Annotated in this window: 18 protein-coding genes and 3 pseudogenes; 6 read left to right on the top strand and 15 right to left on the bottom strand. The window is 67.1% G+C overall.

The window, feature by feature from the left end:
* Together EBE87_RS24535 and EBE87_RS24530 are read left to right on the top strand one after the other, a co-directional pair.
* Positions 1 to 516: abscisic acid-deficient protein Aba4 family protein (locus EBE87_RS24535; protein ID WP_122140221.1), on the top strand; the 516-nt coding region annotated here is incomplete at its 5' end.
* A gap of 15 nt (positions 517 to 531) precedes the next feature.
* On the top strand, positions 532 to 1,341 hold the full coding sequence (locus EBE87_RS24530; protein ID WP_122140220.1) for a hypothetical protein: 810 nt from the start codon (positions 532 to 534) through the stop codon (positions 1,339 to 1,341).
* Here the strand turns inward: EBE87_RS24530 and EBE87_RS24525 are convergent.
* From EBE87_RS24525 to EBE87_RS24485, 9 genes are all read right to left on the bottom strand, one after another.
* A complete protein-coding gene (locus EBE87_RS24525; protein WP_122140219.1) occupies positions 1,288 to 2,619 on the bottom strand; it encodes an MBL fold metallo-hydrolase in 1,332 nt (443 codons plus the stop codon). The two genes, EBE87_RS24530 and EBE87_RS24525, sit on opposite strands and share 54 nt — an antisense overlap.
* Before the next feature lie 238 nt (positions 2,620 to 2,857).
* Positions 2,858 to 3,238: a c-type cytochrome gene (locus EBE87_RS24520; protein WP_120638967.1), complete on the bottom strand. Its 381-nt coding sequence runs from the start codon at positions 3,236 to 3,238 to the stop codon at positions 2,858 to 2,860.
* Positions 3,238 to 5,478: a xanthine dehydrogenase family protein molybdopterin-binding subunit gene (locus EBE87_RS24515; protein WP_120638966.1), complete on the bottom strand. Its 2,241-nt coding sequence runs from the start codon at positions 5,476 to 5,478 to the stop codon at positions 3,238 to 3,240. Before EBE87_RS24515 ends, EBE87_RS24520 begins: the two co-directional genes overlap by 1 nt.
* A 10-nt stretch (positions 5,479 to 5,488) precedes the next feature.
* Complete coding sequence (locus EBE87_RS24510; RefSeq protein WP_120638965.1) at positions 5,489 to 5,938, bottom strand: (2Fe-2S)-binding protein; 450 nt, start codon at positions 5,936 to 5,938, stop codon at positions 5,489 to 5,491.
* A 417-nt stretch (positions 5,939 to 6,355) separates the two neighbouring features.
* Positions 6,356 to 7,966 carry an ABC transporter substrate-binding protein gene (locus tag EBE87_RS24505; RefSeq protein ID WP_120638969.1) on the bottom strand — a complete coding sequence of 537 codons (1,611 nt, stop codon included), beginning with the start codon at positions 7,964 to 7,966 and terminating at the stop codon, positions 6,356 to 6,358.
* A 40-nt stretch (positions 7,967 to 8,006) separates the two neighbouring features.
* On the bottom strand, positions 8,007 to 9,098 hold the full coding sequence (locus tag EBE87_RS24500) for an LLM class flavin-dependent oxidoreductase (RefSeq protein WP_199707469.1): 1,092 nt from the start codon (positions 9,096 to 9,098) through the stop codon (positions 8,007 to 8,009).
* A 50-nt stretch (positions 9,099 to 9,148) separates the two neighbouring features.
* Positions 9,149 to 10,534 (bottom strand): amidase, encoded by a 1,386-nt coding sequence (locus tag EBE87_RS24495; protein ID WP_120638963.1) that lies wholly within the window; start codon positions 10,532 to 10,534, stop codon positions 9,149 to 9,151.
* Positions 10,535 to 10,540: 6 nt separating this feature from the next.
* Positions 10,541 to 11,371 (bottom strand): polysaccharide deacetylase family protein, encoded by an 831-nt coding sequence (locus tag EBE87_RS24490; protein WP_120638962.1) that lies wholly within the window; start codon positions 11,369 to 11,371, stop codon positions 10,541 to 10,543.
* Positions 11,368 to 12,162, bottom strand: a complete 795-nt coding sequence (locus EBE87_RS24485) for an SDR family NAD(P)-dependent oxidoreductase (protein ID WP_233553271.1) — start codon at positions 12,160 to 12,162, stop codon at positions 11,368 to 11,370. Before EBE87_RS24485 ends, EBE87_RS24490 begins: the two co-directional genes overlap by 4 nt.
* Before the next feature lie 56 nt (positions 12,163 to 12,218).
* On the opposite strand from EBE87_RS24485, the gene EBE87_RS24480 reads away from it, so the two are divergent.
* Positions 12,219 to 13,037, top strand: a complete 819-nt coding sequence (locus tag EBE87_RS24480; RefSeq protein WP_120638961.1) for an IclR family transcriptional regulator — start codon at positions 12,219 to 12,221, stop codon at positions 13,035 to 13,037.
* Positions 13,038 to 13,230: 193 nt separating this feature from the next.
* Here EBE87_RS24480 and EBE87_RS24475 read toward each other — a convergent pair whose 3' ends face one another.
* From EBE87_RS24475 to EBE87_RS24450, 5 genes and pseudogenes are all read right to left on the bottom strand, one after another.
* Positions 13,231 to 13,800 (bottom strand): tripartite tricarboxylate transporter substrate-binding protein, encoded by a 570-nt coding sequence (locus EBE87_RS24475; RefSeq protein ID WP_120638960.1) that lies wholly within the window; start codon positions 13,798 to 13,800, stop codon positions 13,231 to 13,233.
* A gap of 33 nt (positions 13,801 to 13,833) precedes the next feature.
* Positions 13,834 to 14,294, bottom strand: a pseudogene (locus EBE87_RS24470) (IS3 family transposase); the annotation flags it as partial.
* Positions 14,295 to 14,309: 15 nt separating this feature from the next.
* Positions 14,310 to 15,953: an IS1182 family transposase gene (locus EBE87_RS24465; protein WP_120638959.1), complete on the bottom strand. Its 1,644-nt coding sequence runs from the start codon at positions 15,951 to 15,953 to the stop codon at positions 14,310 to 14,312.
* A gap of 52 nt (positions 15,954 to 16,005) precedes the next feature.
* A pseudogene (locus EBE87_RS24455) lies at positions 16,006 to 16,751 on the bottom strand (IS3 family transposase); the annotation flags it as partial.
* Positions 16,752 to 16,822: 71 nt separating this feature from the next.
* The gene (locus EBE87_RS24450) at positions 16,823 to 17,581 is read right to left on the bottom strand and encodes a GntR family transcriptional regulator (protein WP_158600919.1); all 759 of its coding nucleotides are present in this window, start codon (positions 17,579 to 17,581) and stop codon (positions 16,823 to 16,825) included.
* A 113-nt stretch (positions 17,582 to 17,694) separates the two neighbouring features.
* Between EBE87_RS24450 and EBE87_RS24445 the strand changes: the two genes are divergently transcribed.
* The 3 genes from EBE87_RS24445 to EBE87_RS24435 are packed head-to-tail and all read left to right on the top strand — an operon-like array spanning position 17,695 to position 21,527.
* Positions 17,695 to 18,690 (top strand): Bug family tripartite tricarboxylate transporter substrate binding protein, encoded by a 996-nt coding sequence (locus EBE87_RS24445; RefSeq protein ID WP_120638955.1) that lies wholly within the window; start codon positions 17,695 to 17,697, stop codon positions 18,688 to 18,690.
* 12 nt (positions 18,691 to 18,702) lie between these two features.
* Complete coding sequence (gene pcaB / locus EBE87_RS24440) at positions 18,703 to 20,091, top strand: 3-carboxy-cis,cis-muconate cycloisomerase (RefSeq protein ID WP_120638954.1); 1,389 nt, start codon at positions 18,703 to 18,705, stop codon at positions 20,089 to 20,091.
* A 26-nt stretch (positions 20,092 to 20,117) separates the two neighbouring features.
* A complete protein-coding gene (locus EBE87_RS24435; RefSeq protein WP_120638953.1) occupies positions 20,118 to 21,527 on the top strand; it encodes a class II fumarate hydratase in 1,410 nt (469 codons plus the stop codon).
* A 255-nt stretch (positions 21,528 to 21,782) separates the two neighbouring features.
* Here the strand turns inward: EBE87_RS24435 and EBE87_RS30550 are convergent.
* Positions 21,783 to 21,995, bottom strand: a pseudogene (locus tag EBE87_RS30550) (DDE-type integrase/transposase/recombinase); the annotation flags it as partial.
* Between the last annotated feature and the right edge of the window lie 82 nt (positions 21,996 to 22,077).

Genomic DNA, 22,077 nt, shown 5'->3' with positions numbered 1-22,077 from the left:
GGCCGAACTGAGGCAATCGCCTTCCAGCAGCTTCACCAGCAGAGGCGTGGTCGCCGGGTCCTCCCCCAGATGATAACCGAGATGAACCCCGCGACCCTGTTCGGGATCGCCAACATGGTGGCCTTGGCCGGCTGGGCAGCCCTGTCCCTCGGTATCCTGACAGGCCAGGCTTGGCTGAGGATTGGCATCGCCGGACGCGCCGTGCCGGTCTTCCTATCTCTCCTGTACGCGCTACTCGTCGCCGTGGCTTGGCCAGGTTCGGAAGGCAGGTACGACACCCTCGGCGGCGTTGCGCGCCTTTTCCAGGATGCACGCATGCTGCCGGCAGACTGGGTGCACTACCTCGCCTTTCATCTCCTCGTCGGCGGCTGGATTGCGGATGAAGTGGACCGCCACGGGCTCACGCGGTGGCTGCTGCTTCCTCCATTGCCGCTGATCTTCCTCTTCGGGCCAGCCGGTCTGCTTGTTCTTGTCGCCAGCGCCGCGCTGCTGCGCCCCATGCCCCGTCATGCCTGACCTTTGAACCCAACCATGTCCAACATCCTCGCCTTCTCCAATGCCCTGCTGCGGTGCGAGCCCTACATCGTGGCGGTAGGCCTCCTCTTCCTGGCCATGGCGCCGCTCACTCTCCTCGGTTTGGCGCTTGATGACCGGACCATCAGCGCTGTTCCTGTTTGGCTCAAACCGCTCAAGTTCCAGTTGTCGCTGGCCGTCCACATGCTGACCATCGCACTGGCCCTCGGTACGCTCGACAGGAGTGTGAGACAGGCCTGGGGCGTCAAGGTCATCCTCCTCATTCTGCTAGCCATGTCAGTGTTCGAGACCGGCTGGATCACATTGCAAGGTGCACGCGGATTGCCTTCGCACTTTGCGGCCGATGCCTTCGACGTGGCGATCTACGCATTGATGGGGATCGGAGCGACGCTCATTGTGCTGTCGACCGCCCTGCTCGGCGTGCTGATCTTGCGGTACCCCGGATATGGGGTACCGCAGCTTGTCAGCCGTGCTGTCGGGACTGGCTTGATCATCTCTGGCGTCACGGGCCTGGTCACCGGCTGGGCCATTGCAGAGAATGGTGGCGCCGTGGTGGGAGGCACCGGCGTCGCTGGCCTGGCCCTCCCACTGTTCGGCTGGTCCGGCACCGACGGAGATCTACGGGTCGCTCACTTCGTCGGCCTCCATGCAGCACAATGCCTGCCGCTGCTTGGATTAGCCCTCAATACGTGGAAACCTCAGACCGCGGTTCCGGCCATTCTGGTGATTGCGCTGCTGTGGTCTGCCGCCACGCTAGGCCTCCTGATCCAAGCCCTCGCCGGCCAGCCTTTCATCTCGCTTGTTTAGTCCGACCTTGATGGATTTGTTCAGCAGGAGAACTCCTGTGGTCGGGTAGCCCACGGCAGTGGCGGGTGGTGGAACACCACCGCTTGCAGGGCAGGCTCCACCTTGCCATGTGACGGCCTGGCGAAGTCGCAGGCGGGTACCAATACCGCCGGCTTGGAACGATATGCGACGTTCGCAGCTAGGCCGCCCGGCCGTCATCCAGCCTGCAGGCCGCTCAACTCCAATGGTTCCGGGGAGCCGGGATATACTCATACCCATCGCCAAGGCGGGCGATATGCCCGTATCCCGGCCAGGGGAAATGCCAGGCCGGGATCGCGGTGCGGTCCGTCGCGAGGCGGTCGAGCATCCGCACACGCGTGCGCGCCGCGAGAGACCGGTCGGTGTCGACAGCGACCTCCCATCGCGGCTTGCGGAGCAGAAGAACATGATGATTCGCCAGGTCCCCGGTGTTGATGAGCAGTTGTCCGTTCGATTCGATCGCATACATGGTGTGCCCGATCGTATGCCCGGGCGCGGCGACCGGCGTGACCCCGGAACGACCTCCTGCCCATCCCGCACCATGATCAGTCGGTCGCGATAGGCGCCGAGATTTTGCTTCGCGCCTTCGATCCGGACCGACATGACCTCTGGGCCGCGCTTGTTTCCATCATCGGTCCAGAAGGCGAAGTCCGCTTCGCTCACGGCGACCTGGGCATTAGGAAAATTGGGCCTGCCCTGCGCGTCCGTCAGGGCCCAGCAGTGATCGGAATGGGGATGCGTCAGGGCGACGAGGTCGATCTGGCCAGGTTCGATGCCCGCCGCCCGGAGGTTGGCCAGCATGCGTCCCGTTCCCGGCCCGAACATGCGGCTCCACGAGCCCATGCTCTCCCCCATTCCGGTGTCGAACAGCACCAGGTGGCGCCCCGTGTTCAACACCAGCGCGTTCTGCCCGATCACCGCCACGGCCGTCGGCAGATAGGCTGCGCGCAGCGTCCCGGCCATTTCGCCCTCGGTAGCGCCCAGGAAGTAGTTCTGGGGCGCTCCGACCGAAAGCGGCCCGTCCGACACCACCGTCAGTTCGAAGCTGCCATGGGCGAAGCGGTACCAGGCCGGTGCTGTGTCGCGGCGGAAAGGGGCAGACCCTTGCGCGGAGGTCGCCGACAGGGCTGCCACGCCACTCGCCGCCAGAAGCCCCCGGCGCCCGGGCCGGATCAGGTTTGTGCCGCCGGCTGTTTCCATGCCTGAAGGCTGGGCGGCTGTGGGATCGTTGGACCGAGCGTCGCTGTCACGATGTGTCATGCCGGTGGTCCCCTCTGCTTCTGCCCTGAGGCTTCGCGGCAGATACCCTCATGCGCGTCATGATCTTTCGTATGACGGCCACCATTCAGAAGGCGCTGCCGGCGCTCGCTTCTCTTCCTGGTCCACAGGGTGGGAAGGGCAAGGCCCCCGCGCCCCGAAGCTCCCCCCCGCCATGCGGCGAGGTTCGTCAACCGGCCGCCGCCTCGCCCTGGGCGAGGCGGCGAACGCGGCGGCATGCCTACGGCGCGGCGACGAAGGCGATGATATCCTTGCGGTCCTGCTCGGCCGCGACGCGCAGCACCATGCGGGTGCCACGCGCCACGCCGGTCGGGTTGGCTAGGTAGGCGTCCATCGTTTCTGGCGTCCAGGTCTGGTTGAGCGCCCGCAGCGCGGGCGAGTAGTTGTAGCCCTCGACGCCGCCGGCAGCGCGACCCATGACGCCCTGCAGCGTGGGTCCGACGCCGTTGCGCGGCTGCGCCACCTGATGGCAGGCTTGGCACTGGCGCTGGAACAGGGTGCGCCCACGGGCCGCATCTCCGTCCTGCGCCTGGACGGAGGGGGCGGCGAGCAGCGCCGCACCGAACAGGGCGGCGGTGGTGAAGAAGCGAAAAGCGGTCATCAAACGGCTCCGAAGCGGGCTTTGGAGAGCGGCAGGCTGCGGATGCGCTGCCCGGTCAGGGCGGCCACCGCATTGACCACGGCGGGCGGCACGCCAGGCAGGCCAGGCTCGCCTACACCGCCCATGGGCGCGCCGCTCTCGACGATGCGCACATGCACGCGCGGCATCCGCCCCGGCGGCAGGATCGGGTAGCCGTCGAAGTTGCGGGCTTGCGGCACGCCACCTTCGTAGACCACCTCCTCCAGCAGCGCCGAGGACAAGCCGAGCGCCACGGCGGAATTCACCTGCGCCGCGATGATCGCGGGGTTGACGATGGAGCCTGGATCGATCGCCACCCAGACGTCATGCACCACCACCTCGCCATCCTTCAGCGAGACCTCGGCGATCGTCGCCACCTCGCTGCCGAAGGGCGAGGCCATGGCGACGCCCCGGGCGCGCCGGGTGCCGTCCGCCGCGTCATAGGGGCCGCGCTTCCAGCCGCCGGAGAGTTCGCCCACCGCCTCCAGCAGCGCCTTGTGGCGCGGCTTCTCGGCCAGCAGCCGCAGGCGCAGCGCATAGGGGTCCTGTCCGCCCGCCTCGGCCATCTCGTCGAAGAAGGTCTCGTAGAAATAGTCGTTCATCGAGTGGCCGACGGAGCGCCAGAAGCCGATCACGGCCGGGTGCTTCACGGGCACATGGGCGACGCGCCGGTTCGGGATGGCATAGGGCTTTCCGGAGATGCCCTCTACCACCGTGGGATCGGCCGCGCCGGGCTGGGTGCCGAAATAGCGGCCGGCCGGGCCTTCGCCCATCGCCTCGACGTCCAGCGCAATTGGCAATCCGTCTGCACCAATGCCGGCGCGGAAGCGCGCCAGCCCCATCGGGCGGAACCCGTCGCGAAGGAACTCCTCCTCACGGCTCCAGATCAGCTTCACCGGCCGGCCCACCGCCTTCGCAAGCTGGATGGCCTGCGGGAAGGGGCTGGCCGCGTCATACAGGAAATGCCGGCCGAAGAAGCCGCCCAGCAGCGGCGAATGGATGCGCACCTGTTCCGGCGCCAGGCCGGCCAGCTTCGCGGCGACGCTCTGGTACATTTCCGGCGCCTGGTTAGGCAGCCAGAGATCGAGCGTGCCGTCGGCGTTCCAGCGGGCGATTGTCGAGGGCGGCTCGAGCTGGCCATGCGCGAGATAAGGCGCGTCGTAGGTGGCCTCGATGGTGCGGGCGGCGCTCCGCAGCGCCGCGGCGGCATCGCCCTCCGTCTCGGCGGCATTGCCGGGACCGGGGGCGGCGGCGAGGGCCGCGCGCATACCTTGGGAGGAAAAATCCGCCGCCAGCACGTTGCGCGCATCGGCGGCCGGCCCGTTCCAGGTGACCTCCAGCGCCTCCACCGCCCGGCGCGCACGCCACCAGCGGTCCGCCACCACGGCGACGGCGCCCGGCAGGCGGTGGATGGAATGGACCCCCGGCATGTCCCGCACCGCCGTCTCGTTGGCAATGGCGCCGGGCTCGCAGCCCAGGCGCGGCGCGTGCTGTACGGCGGCCTGCAGCATACCCTCCGCCGTCAGGTCGATGGTATAGGTCGCCTTGCCCGTGGATTTCGCCCGCACGTCAAGCCGGGCCACGGGCTTGCCGATGTAGCGGAAGTCCTTCTCGGCGCGCAGCGGGGCGCTGTCCGGCACCGGCAGGGCGGCGGCCTCGGCGGCCAGCGCGCCGTAATCCAGCGTGCGGCCGGAGGCGGCGTGGATCACCCGGCCCGGCTCGGTGGCCAGGCTCTCGGCCGGCACGCCGAGGCGTGTGGCCGCGGCCTGGATCAGCATGTGCCGCGCCTTGGCGCCGAGCTGGCGCATCACCGGATAGCTGCTGCGCGTCGAGAAGCTGCCGCCGGTGATGCGCATGCCATTGACCAGCGCGTAGTCCGGGCCCGGCGGGGCGCATTCAACAACGAAGCGCGCCGGGTCTGCGTCCAGCTCCTCGCCAACGATCTGCGCCATGGCCGTGTCGATGCCCTGGCCACCCTCAATGAAGGGGCTCTTCAGGAGCACCGAGCCATCGGCACGGATCTCCAGGAAGGCCAGCACGCGGCTGCCCGGCGTCGCCGCCGGGGCGGCGGCCTGTTGCGCCCGCGCGGCACGGGACGGCAGCGCCACGCCCAGCACCAGCGCACCGAGTGCGGCCCCGAGCATGCCGCGGCGGGAAAGATTGACCGGCTGATCCTGCGGCAGTTCAGCGGCCGGGAAGAAGGCCTGGGTGTAACCGTCCATGTTCCCCTCCTCAGCCCTGGGCCGCGGCCTGCCGCACGGCGGCGGCGATGGCATTGTAGGTGCCGCAGCGGCACAGATTCGTCATGGCGGCGGCGATGTCCTCGTCGCTGGGCTGCGGCGTCTGCTGCAGCAGGGCTGTGGCGGCCATCACTTGGCCGGACTGGCAGTAGCCGCACTGCGCCACCTGGCCGGTCACCCAAGCCTCCACCACGCGCCGGCCGACCGGGTCCTGCTCGATGGCCTCGATGGTGGTGACTGACTGGCCCGCCACGCTCTCCAGCGGCGTAACGCAGGAGCGCGTGGCCTGGCCATCCACCAGCACGGTGCAGGCGCCGCATTGCGCCACGCCGCAGCCATACTTGGTGCCGGTCATGCCAAGCAGGTCGCGGATCACCCAGAGTAGCGGCGTGTCGGCCTCGGCCTCCACGCTGTGGGTCACGCCGTTGATCGTCAGGTCCATAGGAATCATCCTCGCAGGGCAGGTCAGAAGGAACAGAGCACTAGGTGAGGCATGGCGGCGCAGCGAACCCGTCGCCATGCCCGACGGTACGTCCCGATATACATCGGGAGCGAGGCGGAGAAATTCCAGACAGCCCAGCTTCCGCCAGCGTACCGCCGGGCGTCCTGACCATGGTCCGCCTCCCGTGGCGCGACTACTCGAATGATAGCGCAGCGGACTCCTGGGCGCTTTGCCGAAAAATTCGTGTTTCTTGCCCAAATCTGCAAAACGCGCGGCCCGCAGCGGCTCGGCAGCCCGTCTTTTACAAAAGGCCACTCGCGTGACCGACGGTACGGATGCCGGCACGGCCGGCGCTCAGCAGAAACCCTCCCGAAGGATGATGGTCTTCACCGGCGCTACGTTCCTCCGCTGCCCTCGTCAGCGTCCGCTTCTCTCGATGTTCCAAAGAACCGGAAAACCAAAATCCACGACGCCGCGCAACTCTGCCCGCCACACGGCCGGGCTCGCGAACTGGCCCGCCAGGGGGAAAATCGCTTGGTCCATCGAGATGCGCTGCAGTTCACCCGCGATTTCCCGACGCCGCTCCGCGTCGCCTTCGGCCTCAAAACGCTCGATCACCCGCGTCATCTCCGGCACGCAGTAGCCCCAGGGCTGATTGTCCGTGCAGTTGTAGCCGATGCTCGGGTTGCTCAGCGGGTTCGCCAGGTCGAATCCGGTGTAGATAATCGGTAGCAGGCTCCACCCGCCCTGATCGACGGGCCGGCGCTGAATCCATCGCTGGGCGAGCGAGGACCAATCGGAGGTTTGCACATCCAGATTGAAGCCCGCCTGCTTGAGGCGATCGATCATGACGAGGCCGATGGGATTGATCAGCGGCGAGTCGCTCGGCTGCATCACCACGACCCGCTCGCCCTTGTAGCCGGCTTGGCGAAGCAACTCCCGCGCGCGCTCGATGTCGGTGTTCCGCATCGGCTCGGTGCCGGTTTCGCTGGCATAGAAGGTGCCGCATGCGTAGAGCGACCGGCAGTCGGGCCGCGAGAGCTCCGCGGGCACGCCTTCCGCCGCGATGATCTCGTTTCGCTCCATGATCTGCTGCACGGCGCGTCGGACCAGAACGTTGTCGAAAGGGGGCTGATGGTAATTGATGCTGATGCCGCCGACGATCTCCGCCCCGCCGCGCGCCCGGCTCAGCACCAGATTACGGTCGCCCTGAATGACGGGAATATAGTCGATAGGCGCGTATTCGAGATAGTCCACCTCCCCCCGCTGGATGGCCGCCGTGCGGAGGCCGGGGTCGGACATGTTGATGAACTCGACGCGCTCCATCTTCGGCACCTTACCGCCGGCCAGGCCGTCAGCCGGCTCATCCCGCGGCCGGTAGCGCGGGTTGCGCGCAAAGACGGCGCGTTCCCCGGGAATCCATTGGTCGCGCAGAAACAGGAAGGGCCCCGATCCTACCACCTCCGCCACGGGCGTGGTGGGGGGTGTATTGGCCGCCAGGCGGGCCGGCATGATGAAGGGTACCTGCACGCTGGGCTTGCCCAGCGCTTCGAGTATCAAGCCAAAGGGCCGGGAGAGTTCGAGGACAAAGGTCCTGGTGTCGACGGCCCGCATCTCCTTCGTCGCCGCCATCAACCGGCGCCCGAGGGAATCCCGGGCGCCCCAGCGCCGCAGGGATGCCACGCAATCCTCAGCCGTCACCGGCGCACCGTCGCTGAACTCCAGACCGTCCCGCAGCGTGAAGGTCCAGATCAGCCCGTCGTCGCTCGTGCGCCAGTTCTCCAGCATCTGCGGCCGGTAGCGGCCCTGGCTGTCGACCGCCACGAGCGTGTCAAACACCATGTAGGAGAAATTTCGTGTCACGAAGGTAGGCCCAGCAACGGGATCCAAGGTCTGTAGCCCGACATTCAGCACCAGCCGCAGCGGCCGTTCCGGTTGCTGGGCCTCCGCAGGCAGTGCGATCAGTGATGTGGCGGCCGTCAACGCGGCCGCGATGGCGGCGTTGATCGTCACAACCGAAAGCGCCATGCGCATCGTCCTTTCCATCCAGAGGCCCGCAGGGGGCAGGTCAAAGGGTAGGGTTGAAGGCCTCGCGCAGGCCCCTCGCTTCCAGCATCGGCATGACCTCCGCGAAGCGGCGGAGCCCATCCTCGAAATCGACCCATGTCAGCAGCACGCCATCGAGCCCGGCGTCCGAGAGCTGCTCAAGCCGCCCCGCGATGTGCTCGGCAGTCCCGACCAGGGCAGATCCCCCGGCGCCGGCGGCGAACCGCCGGCGGAACGCGCGGGCGGCCTCAGGCGATTGCAGGATCTTGGTCTGCGAGCCGACACCGGCCGTCCAGGCATCAAGGCTGGGCCCGTCCTCCATCTCGACCGAGAAGTGGTGCAGATAGGCTTCCGCCTCGGCCCGCGTCGGACGCTGCACGCAATAGGCGTAGATCCAGACCTGGACCTCGCGGCCGTAGTCGCGCCGCGCCATGTCCTTGTATTCGGCGATCTGTGCCGCGATCTGCGCGGTATCCTCCGACCGGAGGATCAGGAAGCAGACATCGGCGAACTCGCATGCGAAGCGCTGGCCACGATCCGAGCCGCCGGCATTGATGATGGGCGGCCCCGGCCGCTGCAACGGCTTCGGCATAGAGGAGCCGCGCAACACCTTGAAGAAGCGGCCGTCATGGTCGAACTCCTCCTCCTCGCGCCACAGCCGCTGGATGATTTCCAGCCATTCCTGCAGATGGTCGTAGCGCGCGTCGTGCTCGGCGAAGGCCCCTCCGAACATATCGAGATCAGGCTTGTTCCAGCCGCCGACAACGTTCAATGCGAAGCGCCCGTTCGCGATGATGTCGATGGTGGCGCACTGCTTTGCGGCCGTGATCGGGTGCAGCGTCGGCGCGTGGGAGGTGGCGATCACGGCCATGTGCCGCGTCGCTTGCGCGATGCCGGCGCACCAGGTGAAGGGGTCGAGGGTGACGCCGCTGGGGTGAGCGGGTTGTCCCTGGATGTAGCCCTTCCAGCGTGCATAGGCGAGCACGGCCTCAAAGCCCAACGTGTCCGCCATCTGTGCCGTTTGCACGGACGCCGCCCAACTCGGACGGTAGGCTTCCGGCACCAGGGTCTGCGCAGCGCCCTTCCCGTTGGTGCCGAAGATGCCGAGCTTCATGCGGTTCCTGCTGAACAGCGGGTTACGGCTCCGCACCGCCCCGGTATCCATCACGCCACCACCGGCGCGACATGGGCGCGCAGCCAGGCGGCGATCCCGGTCAGCGCCGCGTCCGTATGGGCCTGGCCGATCACCTGAACGCCGACCGGAAGCCCGCCCACCGCCATCAATGGCAGCGTGATGGCCGGGCAGCCGAGCAGCGAAGTGGCGGCATTGAAGGCCGGCAGGCCCGTGGTGTGGGTCACGCCGGAATCCTTCGCTTTGTTCTCCATCAGCGGCGCGGGACCGACCGAGCTGAGACTGATCAGCCCATCCGCCAGGCCGCCGATCGCCGCGAGGGCGCGCCTAGCTTCCTCCCGCCGCAGCAGCACAACCCGGTAATCGTCGATGGACATGGACTGCGCGAGATCGAGGCGCGACATCATGCTGTCGCTGAGGCCCGATCCGTAGCGGTCGATCAGGTTCTCCAGGGTCCAGCGCAGCTCATAGCCGCAGATGTCGCGGCAGAGCGCCAGGCTGTCGCCGATGGCCTGCTCGAACCGCTCGATCAGCGGGTTGTCGCCACGGCGCAGAATGGTCACGCCGGCATCCTTGAGCTGGCCGAGGACACGCTCGAAGGCGCCCATGGTCTGGCTGTCGGTCTGGGCCCAGCCCTCGGCTTCCATCACGATCAGCCGCCGCGGCTGGGTGGCCCGGTGCGGCGTCACCTCCCCGTACAAGCCGGGATGGCCGGGATCGCCGCCGGAGCGCTGGGACATCTCGAAGGCAACTGCCCACATGTCCTCCAGGCAGCCGGCATGCACGCCGATATGGCTCTGGCTGAAGGCCAGCCGCTCGCCACGATGGATGGCGCCGAAGGTGGGCTTGATGGCGGTGTTGGCGCAGAAGCCGGCGGGCCGGATGATGGAGCCCACCACCTGGGTTCCCAGGGCGGCCGGCACCATAGCGGCGCCGATCGCCGCCGCGGAGCCCGAGGAGGAGCCGCCCGGCGTGTGATCCGCGTTGAAGGGGTTAGTGGTCGGGCCGGGATGGGACATGCCGAGCTCGGTGGTCACCGTCTTGCCCAGGATCACCGCGCCTGCCTGCCGCAACGCCAGAACACTCGCGCTGTCGGCCTTGGTTTCGGTGCCCTTCAGCAGCGGCGTGCCCTGTTCTGTTGGCATGTCCTTTGTCTGGAGCATGTCCTTGATGCCGATCGGCATGCCGTCGATGGCCGAGAGCGGGCGGCCGGCCTTGTAACGCGCGGTGGCTGCGTCCGCGGCGGCACGGGCGCCGGCTTCGTTGATGGTCACCCAGGCCTGGACCACCGGCTCTCGCGCGGCGATCACCTCCAGGCAGCGCTCCAGAAAGGCGCGGGGTGTATCGCTGCCATCGATGAAGCGCGGAACGGCATCATGGAAGGTACAGGGGTTGAAGCTCGCGGGATCGTAGCTCATGGGACCTCAAGGAGTTTCGTGGGCAGCGATCCAGGCCTCTGCGACCTGGCTGCCGGTGGCGAACCACACGTTAGGAAAGGATTTGATGAAGGCGATCATCTCGCGGAGCATGGCGACGCGCGCCGGCCGACCCGTCACCTGCGGGTGCATGACCAGGTTGTACAGGCCGCCCCAGCGGTAGAGTTCGCGGAACTCGTCCTGGAACAGGTCGAGGATGTGCTGATTGGGAAAGATGGAACGCGGGGTCTTGATCGAGAACAGCGCATGGGGCGCGTCGTCCGTGCTCCAGTGCCAGGGCAGCTCCACGGGCCCCTTCCCGCCACCAGGCGCCGCCAGGCGATAGGGCACCACATCGTCCAGCAGCGAGCTGTCGTAAATGAAGCCGTGCTGGTTCAACAGCCGGATCAGATTGTCGCTCGTCTCGCCGGCGGGAGAGCGATAGCCCTTCGGCACCACGCCCAGCACGCGCTTAAGCGCGTCCAGCCCCTTCTCCATTTCCTCGACCTCCTTCTCGGGAAAGTCGGGATCGATCCAGATATGCGAGTAGCTATGATGCGCGACCTCGTGGCCCTCGGCCACGATCATCTCGCAGCGCTGGGTGTGGTTCTCCACGGTCCAGCCCGGGATGAAGAAGGTGGCAGGGACGCCCTCCTCCTTCAGCGTCTCCAGGATCTTCGGCACGCCTACCTTGGCGCCGTAGGTGCCCTGGCTGAGCGTGCCGGGGCGCCGCGCACTGGCCGGGTCACGGGACAGCCACAGCGTTTCCGCGTCGAAATCGAAGGTCAGCATCACGGCGATGCGCGCCCCGCCGGGCCAGTTCACGCTCTTGTCGATCATCCCATCACCTCCTCGCCGGCATCGCGCGGCGGGTTGCGTGCGGTCAGCCAACCGCCATCCACCGCGATCACCTGCCCCGTCACAAAGGAAGCATCCTCGGACGCGAGAAAGGCAGCCACCGCGGCAACCTCCTCGGGCCTGCCGGCGCGCCGCAGCGGCGTGGGGTCGATCACGGCCCTGATGTAGTAGGGCTTCGTCAGGTGCTTCTCGGTCATCGTCGTCTCGATCACGCCAGGCGCGATCGCGTTGACCAGAACGCCATCCGGCCCCAACTCGGCCGCCATCTGCCGCGTGAACTGCGCGACGCCCGCCTTGGCCACGGCATAGGCGGTGGTGCCCGGATAGCCCGCGAGGCCGAGGGTGGAGGAGATGTTGATGATCCGCCCGCCCGGCCGCGACAGATGCGGCAGGGCAGCGCGCGTGACGCGCAGCACGGATTTCAGGTTGATGTCGATGAAGCGGTCGATCAGCGCGTCATCGGATTCGGCCAGTGACTTCGAGCCGCCGATCCCCGCGTTGTTGACCAGGATGTCGATGCGGCCATGGGTATCGATCGCGGCGCGCACCACCGCCTCGCCGGCGCCGGGCAAGCCCAGGTCCGCGACGAAGCCCTTTGCCCCGCAGCCATCCGGCAGGCCGAGCACATCCTCGCTGCGATCGACCATCAGCAGGCGCGCACCTTCGGACAGGAAGCGCCGGCTGATGGCCGCACCGATGCCTCGGGCAGCACCGGTGACAATGGCGACCCGGCCAGCCAACCGGCTCATGGCGCGCATGGGCCGCAGCGACAAGGAACAACTGCAAACACCTGGACATCTCCGTATTGTTGAGCAATACTGTCGCATTGATGAACGAGCGTAAGAAGCGGAGGGCCAGTGTGTCAAACCAAAATGCGGCCTTGCCCGAGAAGGGAGGCGATCCACGCCTTTTCCTGCAAACCGTGGCGCGGACCATGCGGGTGCTGGAAGCTTTCGGGCACAGGCAGGTCCCGCATTCGCTCGCCGAACTCGCTGCCGCCGCAGGCATCGACAAGAGCGCCGCGCAGCGGATCTGCTACACGCTGCAGGCGCTTGGGTATCTGGAGCGCGACGCGCTAACCGGGCGGCTCCGCCCGGGTCTGTCGTTGCTGGACCGGACCTTCGACTTCCAGCGCATGCATCCTCTGGTCGAGCGAGCTTTTCCCATCCTGGCCGAACTCCGCACCGCGACGGGGCAGCGTGTGGATCTCAGCCTGTTCGACGACCTGTCCATCATCTACGCGCTGCGGCTGCAGGGCCGTTCGGAACCCTTCGTGGCGACGCTGATCGGCCGGAGGCTGCCAACCTATTGCTCCACCGGCGGACGCGCCATCATGTCCCTACTGCAGGACGAGGAGGTGGCCTCCATCCTGCACCGGTCGGAGTTGAAGCCCCTGACCCGCTATACCCTGACCGATCCTGTGGCGATCATGGAAAAGGTCCAGGAGGCAAGGCGCGACGCTTACGCCTTCACGGAACAGGAGTGGGTGATGGGGGAGATGGCGATCGGCGTGGCGATCATCGATGCGAATGCCCGGCCTGTGGCGGCCATTCATGTGGCGGGATCTCTGGCGCATTGGGATGCCCAGAGCTTCCGGGAGAAGATCGCGCCGCTCGCGATCGAGGCGGCCCGCGCGATCCGGGCATAGTCCAGGGGCTAGCAGCGAGGTACGGCCGTATTGCGGACGTCACCTCACCGCCATGATGCCCGAAGGAGCCTGTCATGGGCATCATCGGCTACCGTGTCCGCCGGACAGGTCCGCCGGTCACCGCAGGGCTGGCGCCTGGTTGATGCCGGTTGCCTTACTCCGGCTGCATACCCGCCGACTGCATCACCTCGCGTCAGCGGTCAAATTCGGTGGCCGTGAACGCCTGCGTAGCTGTCTGGTCCAGGGGCGGCATCGGCACGTTCCCGACTTCGGCGAACTTGGCGGCGACCACCGGGTCAGCCATCACATCTCGCGACGCGTGAGGCAGCAGGGTGAGGATCGGCTGGGGCGTGCGCGCCGGAGCCAGCAGAATGCTCCATGTCGACATGCTGAGCTGTGCCAGCCCCGGCACGCCGCTTTCGCGCACTGTCGGACCATGCGGCAGGAACGGCAGGCGCTCCGTCGACGTAATCGCCAGGGGACGCACCATGCCGCCGCGGATGTTCCCGAGCGCGGTGGTGGTCGTATCGGCCACTGTGGTAATCGTGCCCGACATGAGGTCCGTCATTGCCGGCGCGGCCCCGCAATACACAACATGGTTCATCCTCGCGCCGGTCAAGTACAGGATCTGGAGCAGGAGCACCTGCGAGGGCGCGCCGGTGCCAGCCGAGCCGTAATCGAAGTGGTTTGACTTCTCCCGTGCCGCCGCGACGAGGTCTGCCAGACTGTGAAACGGTGCGTCCTTGTGCAGCAGCACCCCCACGGGTGATCTTCCCCCATCTGGGTGGACGGGGGTTTAGCTTGCCATGCGCGTCTCGGCCTGCTCGGGTGTGAGATAGCCGAGGGCCGAGTGCATGCAGGCCCGATTGTAGTAGCCTTCGATGTAGGCGAACAGCTCGCGCCGCGCGTCGTCGCGGGTAGCCCAGCGCTTTTCGTGAGCAAGTTCCACTTTCAAGGTGTGGAAGAAGCTCTCCATGGGTGCATTGCCATAACAGCAGCCTTTTCGGCTCATCGACGGCACTGCTCCTATCGCGGCGAGTTGGGCGACATAGGCTTCGGCGGCGTACTGGCTGCCGCGGCCGCTGTGTTGGAGCAGGCCTGCGGGAGGACGTTGGCGCTGCACCGCCAAGAGCAATGCCAGAGGGTCAGTTCAACCCGCATGTGATCCCGCATCGCCCAGCCGACCACTTTACGAGTGGCAAGGTCGAGAACGACGGCGAGATGAAGCCATCCTTCGCCGATAGGAATGTAGGTCAGATACTGTCGGCGAAATCACGCAGCCAAGGCGGCAAAACGCGTTGTGCGAGTGCTGCTGCGCGGCACTCCTGCCAACCACTGGGCTGCTCGCAAGGCGTTCATGGCGGCGCCTGTGCATGCTTCCTGTAGTCCAGTCTTGGCCAATCCGATGTAGCGGCTTCGTCGCATGCCAAGCGCACGCACGCCCTGCGAGAGCGTTCCCTCGATACCGGCGCGTATGTGATAGCGTTGCTGCCAAGCCGGGTCATGCATTCGCGCGCGAGCCGCGTTCAGCGCTTCATATTCAGGGCGAGGGTGGAAGTAGACGGAACGCCGGGCCGCCTTGGCCGGCGTGCACAGCGTCCGGGCGGTGCAGGCGCCGCAATCGGTGCGGCTGAATACGGCCTGGATGCGCGGGGCGCCGACCTCGTCGAGCCCAGCACGCCAGGTCACCGACGCCTTGCCCTGTGGGCAGGTGACCTGCTCGTGTTCCCAGTCGATGGTGAAGTGGCGCTGCTCATAAGCTTGCTCTGCCTGGGTTCGCCGCCTCGCCATGCCCCGCACCGGCCCTTCGAGCGAGACACCATGGTCGCGCTGGCTGCCTACGAGCAGCGCTGCATCAACGTAGGCTGAGTCTACGAAGTGCTCGGCAGGCAGCAGCCCCTTGGCAGCCAGGCGCTCATGGATCTCTGCCGTGCTTGCCATGTCCGGCTGCATCGCAGGGCAAGTCTTCACATGCGTGATCAGATGTGCCGCATCCGCATCGCAGGTCTCGGTCACGTGCACCTTGTAGCCCGACCATTCCATCTGCCGCTTGGTGCTGTAGTGCATCTCCGGGTCATAGGGAGACTGCAGGCGCTCGCCGACTGGCGGCAGCTCCTTGCCAGAACGCCAGCGCGGGCGGCCGTTGTCGCGCGCATAATGAATCCGCCACACGTCACGCAGCGTCTGGACCATTGGGATCTCGCGCGCCGCCGACGGGGTCCCAGCCCCATCCAGCGCATCGAGCAGGAAAAATCCGTCAGCGCCGATCTCCAGGGCGAGTGCTTCCCGTTTCTCCTGGCTTTTGGGCAAGCGATAATCCTCGATGCGACGGGCATAGCGCTCAAACCAGGCAGGCTGGGCCGTTTTGCGCAGCCAGTCGGGCACCACAGCCGCCAGGTCATCCAGCGTGGCTCGAAGCGTCTCGGCCACCAATTCAAGCAGGTGCAGGTCATGCACTGCGGCCAATACGTGGGTGCTGTCGGTCCGCTGCTGACCCCGAGCCTTGACCAAGCCGTGAGCCTTGAAGTGGTCAAGCATCCGGTCCAGGAGCAAGTGCTCCGCCCCGCCCGCTATCAGGCGCGCCCGGAACTCCGTCAGCACGCTGAAGTGGAAGCCAGGATCGGTAAGCTCGAGCCCGAGGGCATACTTCCAGTCGATCCGCGCCCGCACGGCATCAGCGGCCTGGCGATCGCTGAGATGCTCCAGGAACTGAAAGACCGTCACCAACGCCAGACGCCAAGGGGCGAGGCCGGGCTGCCCGCGGCTAGGGTAGAGCCGACGGAAGTCCTCGTCCCCATAGAGGGCGCTGAACTTATCTCGCAGCCGCGTTGCAACGGTCCCACTGGGAAAGGCAGCGCGGGCAATGCGCATGGTCTCGGGCGGGATCTCGCCAACAGGCGCCGGGTGCAGGCTCATGAAGCAGCTTTGTACACCAGATCGCATCCAGGGAATTCGCCGACAATATCTAGGTCAGATCGGCAAGCCAGACGCGATTGGGCGCCGCTGCCTCGAAGCACTGGGCAAGAAGGTTCGGCGCGACCGCGAGAAGATGTCGGCTGTCTGTGGTGAAAGGCTGGAAGCGGCGCCCTGCACGGGCACGGATGTGATGGCGGCGCATAAGACGCTCGACGCGTCCACGACTGCACCGGTGGCCCTCTGCCCGCAAGGCGGCATGTATTCTTGGGCGGCCATGGTGGCGGAGCTGGAGGCGCCGGATCTCGCTCACGAGGATGCGGTTCTCAGCCGCGTGCGAACTCTCAGGGCGGCGCCGCTAGGCGTAGTAGCCGCTTGGCGTAGTAGCCGCTTGGCGACACCTCGAGCACGCGGCACATGAGGCGAACCGGGTAGGTGGCGGCATGTTGCTCGATGAAGGCAAATCTCATTTCGGCACCTCCGCGAAGATGCCGATGGCTTTTTTAGCACGTCGCGCTCCATGCGCGCCCGATCGAGCTCACGACGGAGCCTGGCGTTCTCCGAGGCCAGACCGGCCGGAGAGGGCGCCATCGGCCCCATGGCCACGGCCCCGCCCTCTGGCTGCCGCGTACGAGAGCGGGGCAGATTGCCGTTCTGGGCCGCTCGCCAGTGGCGCAGCATCGAGAGCTGAATACCCAGTTCCACCGCGACACGGGTCAGCGGCCGTCCACCACCCTGCAGCAGAGCCATAGCCTCACGCTTGAACTCGGCAGTGATTTCCCGTCCGGTCCTTGTCGCCATCGGATCACCTTCCTCGCCCCTCAGGAGCGTATCAGAGGTGTCCACCCAGATGGGGGAAGATCAAGGCCGGCCTACTCGGCCGTGGGGGACGCTGACCGGCGCAGGCGGGTGACGTAGGTGAAACGGTCCGCCGGGTGCAGGCTGACGCTGACGGCCAGCGGCGCGCCGGCGGGATCCAGGTAGCGGCGGGTGATCCGCAGCGCATGGTCGCCGGCCTGGACACCAAGCGCCTCGGCGACCCCGTTGGCGGGAATACCAGCCGCGCTGATCTCCTGCACCACTTCTGCGATCGGCCGGCCAGACCAGTTGGCTAGCACGGTCGCGACCAGTTCCCCCGCATCCGGGCCGCGCAGGCGCGCCTCCAATCCGGGCGGGGCGGCCTCCGCATCTCCGTGGATCTCCGTCCAGCACAGGGCGGGGCCACCGGCGGCGGGGATGCGGAGGGAAGTGATCCGCAACCAGTGCTGGCCTGCACGCAGGCCGAGGGCACGGTCCAGAGCTGCGTCCGCCACCACATCCTCGAAACCGGTGATCTCGCGGCGGGTCTCTGCCGCGTATTGCAGAAGATCGCCGATGCCAGCGAGGGATTGCAGATAGGCGCTCCGGTTGTTCGGTCGTAGCGCGGCCACCCGCGTACCCGCGCGACGGCGCCGGGAGATGAGGCCCAGTTGCTCCAGCCGATCCAGCGCCGCGCGCATCGTCGCCCGGCTGACCCCACGTTCAGCCGCCATCTCGACCTCCGGCGGCATCTGCGAACCGACCGGGTGGCGTCCGTCCACAATCTCCCGCGCGATTTCGCGGGCCAGGGACGCGTAACGCGGTTCAATCACGGAGGACGGCATACCGCCAATGCTAGGGGCCAGATCGCGATTGACAAGGGTCACCGGAAATAAGACCGTACCATTACAAAGGTACGAACCTTACCTCTGGGAGCACAGGTCCAATGCAGCGTCGCATCGTCCTTGCCGCAGCGCTTCTTGCCACTTCCTCCCTGGCCGTTCCGAGTGTGGCTGGCGCGCAGGCGTCCGGCCGCTACCCCGACCGGCCCATCCGCCTGATCCTTCCTTTTTCCGCTGGCGGGCCGACGGACACGCTGGGCCGCGTCTTCGCGGAGCAGATCTCGAAGCAGATGGGCGCGCGCGTTGTTGTCGAGAACCGCACCGGCGCGGGCTCAACCATCGGGGCCGACGCGGTCGCCAAGGCGGCGCCGGACGGCTACACCCTTCTCTTCACCAACCTGTCCCATTCCATTAATCCGAGCCTCTACCGGCACATCCCCTATGACACGGTGGCGGATTTCGTGCCGGTCAGCGTGCTGATGGAGGGGCCGGTCGTCGTACTGGTCGGGGCGAACTCGCCCTACCGTTCCCTCAAGAACTTGGTCGACGCCGTTCGGGCGAAGCCAGATCACTATGACTACGGCTCGGCCGGCAACGGCTCCGCCGCCCATGTTTCCATGGTGCAGATCCTGGCCAGAACCGGGGCGCGGATGAACCACATCGTTTATCGTGGCGTGGCCAATGCGATGACGGACCTGCTCTCGGGCACCATCGCCTCAGTGAACGACACCTCCACCACGGCGCTGGGCAGCATCCGCGGCGGCTTGGTGCGCCCCCTTGCCGTCACCTCTCCCACACGCGTGCCTTTCCTGCCGGACCTGCCGACCGTGCGTGAGAGCAGCATTCCGGAACTGGCCGACTTCCAGATGTCCACCTGGAACATGCTGCTCGCTCCAGCCGGGACGCCGCAGCCCATCGTCGATCGCCTGCATCGCGAGGTGCAGGCCGCCATGCGGGACCAGCCTTTCGTCGCGAAGCTCGCCGAACTCGGCAATGTCCCGATGCCGGAGGCGGACCTCGCCGGAACCCGCGCCTTCCTCGTCTCCGAGATGGAACGCTGGCGCGACGTCATGCAACAGGCGGGCATTCGCCCCGAATAGCCGGAATCCTCCATGCCCAGCAGCCCCCTCGACTCCGCCCTTTTTCGCGACATGTTCGGCACGCCGGAGATGCGCGCGGTGTTCTCGGATGAAGCCCTTGTCAGCCGCTACATCGAGGTGGAGGTCGCCCTCGCGCGCGCCGAAGCCCGCTGCGGGATCATCCCGGCCGAGGCCGCCGAGCACATCGCGGCCGCCGGGGCCGACCCTCATCTTGATTGGGACCGGCTGAAGCGGGAGACCGAGAATGTCGGGTATCCCATCCTGCCGCTCGTTCACCAGCTCGCGGAACGGGCGGGCGAGGCCGGGCGCTACGTTCACTGGGGCGCCACCACCCAGGACATCATGGACACGGCCAGCGTGCTGCAGCTTCGCGCCGCGCTGGACCTCGTCGGGGCCGATATCGACGCCCTGCGGAACATCCTGACCGAGCTCGCCCTGCGCCACCGCGACACGCCGATGGCGGGCCGCACGCATCTCCAGCAGGCGCTGCCTGTCACCTTTGGGTACAAGGCGGCCATCTGGCTTGCGGCGATGGACAGGCATGCCGAGCGGCTGGCGCAGCTGCGGCCGCGGGTGCTTGTCGGCCAGTTCGCTGGCGCCGCCGGAACACTCGCTTCCCTCGGCGAAGACGGTTTCCGCGTGCAGGAGACGCTGTGCCAGGAACTCGGCCTGGACCAGCCGGTCATCACGTGGCACGTGGCGCGCGACGGGCTGGCCGAGGCCGTGGCCTTCCTCGGCCTCGTCACCGGCACGCTGGCCAAGGTGGCGACCGACATCATGCTGATGATGTCCACCGAATTCGGTGGCGAGGTGATGGAGCCCTTCGTCAAGGGCCGGGGCGCCTCCTCCACCATGCCGCAGAAGCGCAACCCGATCTCCTCCGAGATCATGCTGGCCACCGCCAAAGCCGTGCGGCAGCAGGTCGCGCTGGTGCTGGACGCCATGGTGCAGGATTTCGAGCGCGCGACCGGGCCCTGGCACCTGGAATGGATGGCGCTGCCGGAAAGCTTCATGCTCACCGCTTCCTGCCTGCACCAGGCCCGCTTCGCACTGTCCGGCCTGACCGTGGATGTCGGCCGGATGCGAGCCAACCTCGACCTGTCGGGCGGACTGATCGTGGCCGAGGCGGTGATGATGGCCGCCGCCCCCGCGCTCGGCCGGCAGCACGCGCATGACCTGGTCTACGACGCCTGCCGCGCCGCCCTGACCTCCGGCCGCCCCCTGGCCGACGCGCTCATGGATTGTCCGGAGGTGGTTCAGGCTTTGGGCGGGCGCGACGGCATCGAGCGGCGATGCGACCCGGCCAATTATCTCGGCCTCGCGCCCCAGATGGTGGACCGGGTGCTGGCGATGCGAGGGAGTTTAGACGATGCCCGCCACCCGGACGCTTCCGCAGCGTGACCGGCCCCGATCGGACGCCGCGCCAGATGACCGCTACCCGCACCGAAACCGACAGCCTTGGCACGATCGAGATTGAGGAAGGCCGCTACTGGGGCCCGCAGACCGAGCGGGCCCGGCGGCTGTTCCGCATTGGCACCGAGCATTTCCCTCGCGGCCTGATCCGCGCCGTGGGGCTGCAGAAGCAGGCCTCGGCCGAGGCCAACAGGGCGCTGGGGGAACTGTCGGCGGAGATCGCCGACCCCATCATCGCCGCCGCGGCCGAGATCGCCGAGGGCAAGCGGGATGCCGATTTCCCTCTGCCGGTCTGGCAGACCGGCTCCGGCACCCAGACCAACATGAACGCCAACGAGGTCATCTCGAACCGCGCCAACGAGATGCTGGGCCAGCCGCTGGGCACCCGCAAGCCAGTGCACCCCAATGACCACGTCAATCGCGGCCAGTCCTCCAACGACAGCTTCCCCACCGTCATGCACATCGCGGCGGCGGAAGCCGTCACGGGCCGGCTGATCCCGGCGCTGAAGGTGCTGCATGCCTCGCTCTCCAGGCGGGCGGAGGAATGGAGCGGCATCGTCAAGGTCGGCCGCACCCACCTGATGGACGCGGTGCCGGTCACGCTGGGGCAGGAGTTTCACGCCTGGGCCAGCCAGATCGGGCATGGCATCGACCGGGTAGAGGCCACCCTGCCCCGCTTGCTGCGGCTGCCCCAGGGCGGCACCGCCACCGGCACCGGCCTCAACACCCACGCGCGGTTCGACGCCACCTTCTGCGAGAAGGTCTCCGCCCTCACCGGCCTGGCCTTCACCCCCAATCCCGACAAGTTCGAGGGCATGGGCGCGCATGATGCCTTCGTGGAACTGCACGGGGCGCTGAACGTGCTGGCGGTGTCGTGCAACAAGATCGCCAATGACGTGCGGCTGCTGGGCAGCGGCCCGCGCTCCGGCTTCTCGGAACTCTTCATCCCGGCGGACGGGCTGTCCTCCTCCATCATGCCGGGCAAGACCAACCCGACGCAGTCGGAAGCGCTGACCATGGTCTGCGCCCAGGTCATGGGCAACCAGACCACCGTGACCGTGGCCGGCGCCCAGGGTCACCTGGAGTTGAACGTCTTCAAGCCTGTCATCATCCAGACGGTGCTGCAATCAGCCACGCTGCTGGCCGATGCGGCGGAAAGCTTCGCCCACAACATGGTGGACAAGCTGGAACCCAACCTGCCCCGCATCGCCGAGAACCTGGCCAAGTCGCTGATGCTGGTCACTGTGCTGAACCCGCGTATCGGCTATGACAAGGCGGTAAAGATCGGCAAGAAGGCCGTGGCCGAGAACCTCACGCTGCGCGACGCCGCCCAGCAGCTCGGCTACGTCACGCCCGAGGATTTCGACGCCTGGGTGAAGCCGGAGGAGATGGTGAGCCCCGGCGCGACGCTGGCCGGAGGCTGAATAACCACACCCGGCCACTTCCCAGCGAGGTGAGGTGGCCGGTTCTGTCAGCGCTCGCGCCAGAGCTGCCACCTCGCGCCAGCTGACGCTATAAGCCGACCCTGCCGCGAAGATGGAGAGCACGGTTGCCGCGCGACGGAGATGAAGCATGCGACTGCGGCTGGCGGGGACATGCTGGTTTTGGCGGATGCGAGGACGGAGGTGGTTGCGAAGTTCGTCGTGGCTGCGGCAGAAGCGTTCGGCTGCGCTGAAGCTCTTGAACTCGCGCATACATCGGATGCGGCCTTTTATGCCGCGGTGATCCTGCTCAAGCCCGTTGCTCCTGTAAGCGCTGGTGCGGTGAGTTACCTGCTTGCCCAGTGTTGAGAGGATCGCGCGTGGGTACGGGCCATGCCCGTCCGTGGTGACCTTGTCAGGGACGATGCCGGTGGCCAACCTGGCCGAGCGGAAGAACGCCTTGGCTGCCACCGGGACTGTCAGGAATTTCGTGTGTGGCGGGGCATAGTAGGGAAGAAGGAGACCCCCTATGGCCCGACGGAAAGAGCCGCGG

Source organism: Teichococcus wenyumeiae (genome assembly GCF_003696345.1).
In the GTDB taxonomy this organism is placed as follows: Bacteria; Pseudomonadota; Alphaproteobacteria; order Acetobacterales; family Acetobacteraceae; genus Pseudoroseomonas; species Pseudoroseomonas wenyumeiae.
The sequence above is the reverse complement of the archived record's forward strand: the minus strand, read 5'-3'. Positions and strand labels throughout refer to the sequence as shown.

Bases quoted from the DNA above. Each gene is read 5' to 3' on its own strand.
- EBE87_RS24530 (WP_122140220.1), top strand. From the start codon at position 532: ATGTCCAACATCCTCGCCTTCTCCAATGCCCTGCTGCGGTGCGAGCCC.
- EBE87_RS24525 (WP_122140219.1), bottom strand. From the start codon at position 2,619: ATGACACATCGTGACAGCGACGCTCGGTCCAACGATCCCACAGCCGCC.
- EBE87_RS24520 (WP_120638967.1), bottom strand. From the start codon at position 3,238: ATGACCGCTTTTCGCTTCTTCACCACCGCCGCCCTGTTCGGTGCGGCG.
- EBE87_RS24515 (WP_120638966.1), bottom strand. From the start codon at position 5,478: ATGGACGGTTACACCCAGGCCTTCTTCCCGGCCGCTGAACTGCCGCAG.
- EBE87_RS24510 (WP_120638965.1), bottom strand. From the start codon at position 5,938: ATGGACCTGACGATCAACGGCGTGACCCACAGCGTGGAGGCCGAGGCC.
- EBE87_RS24505 (WP_120638969.1), bottom strand. From the start codon at position 7,966: ATGGCGCTTTCGGTTGTGACGATCAACGCCGCCATCGCGGCCGCGTTG.
- EBE87_RS24500 (WP_199707469.1), bottom strand. From the start codon at position 9,098: ATGAAGCTCGGCATCTTCGGCACCAACGGGAAGGGCGCTGCGCAGACC.
- EBE87_RS24495 (WP_120638963.1), bottom strand. From the start codon at position 10,534: ATGAGCTACGATCCCGCGAGCTTCAACCCCTGTACCTTCCATGATGCC.
- EBE87_RS24490 (WP_120638962.1), bottom strand. From the start codon at position 11,371: ATGATCGACAAGAGCGTGAACTGGCCCGGCGGGGCGCGCATCGCCGTG.
- EBE87_RS24480 (WP_120638961.1), top strand. From the start codon at position 12,219: ATGAACGAGCGTAAGAAGCGGAGGGCCAGTGTGTCAAACCAAAATGCG.
- EBE87_RS24465 (WP_120638959.1), bottom strand. From the start codon at position 15,953: ATGAGCCTGCACCCGGCGCCTGTTGGCGAGATCCCGCCCGAGACCATG.
- EBE87_RS24445 (WP_120638955.1), top strand. From the start codon at position 17,695: ATGCAGCGTCGCATCGTCCTTGCCGCAGCGCTTCTTGCCACTTCCTCC.
- pcaB (WP_120638954.1), top strand. From the start codon at position 18,703: ATGCCCAGCAGCCCCCTCGACTCCGCCCTTTTTCGCGACATGTTCGGC.
- EBE87_RS24435 (WP_120638953.1), top strand. From the start codon at position 20,118: ATGACCGCTACCCGCACCGAAACCGACAGCCTTGGCACGATCGAGATT.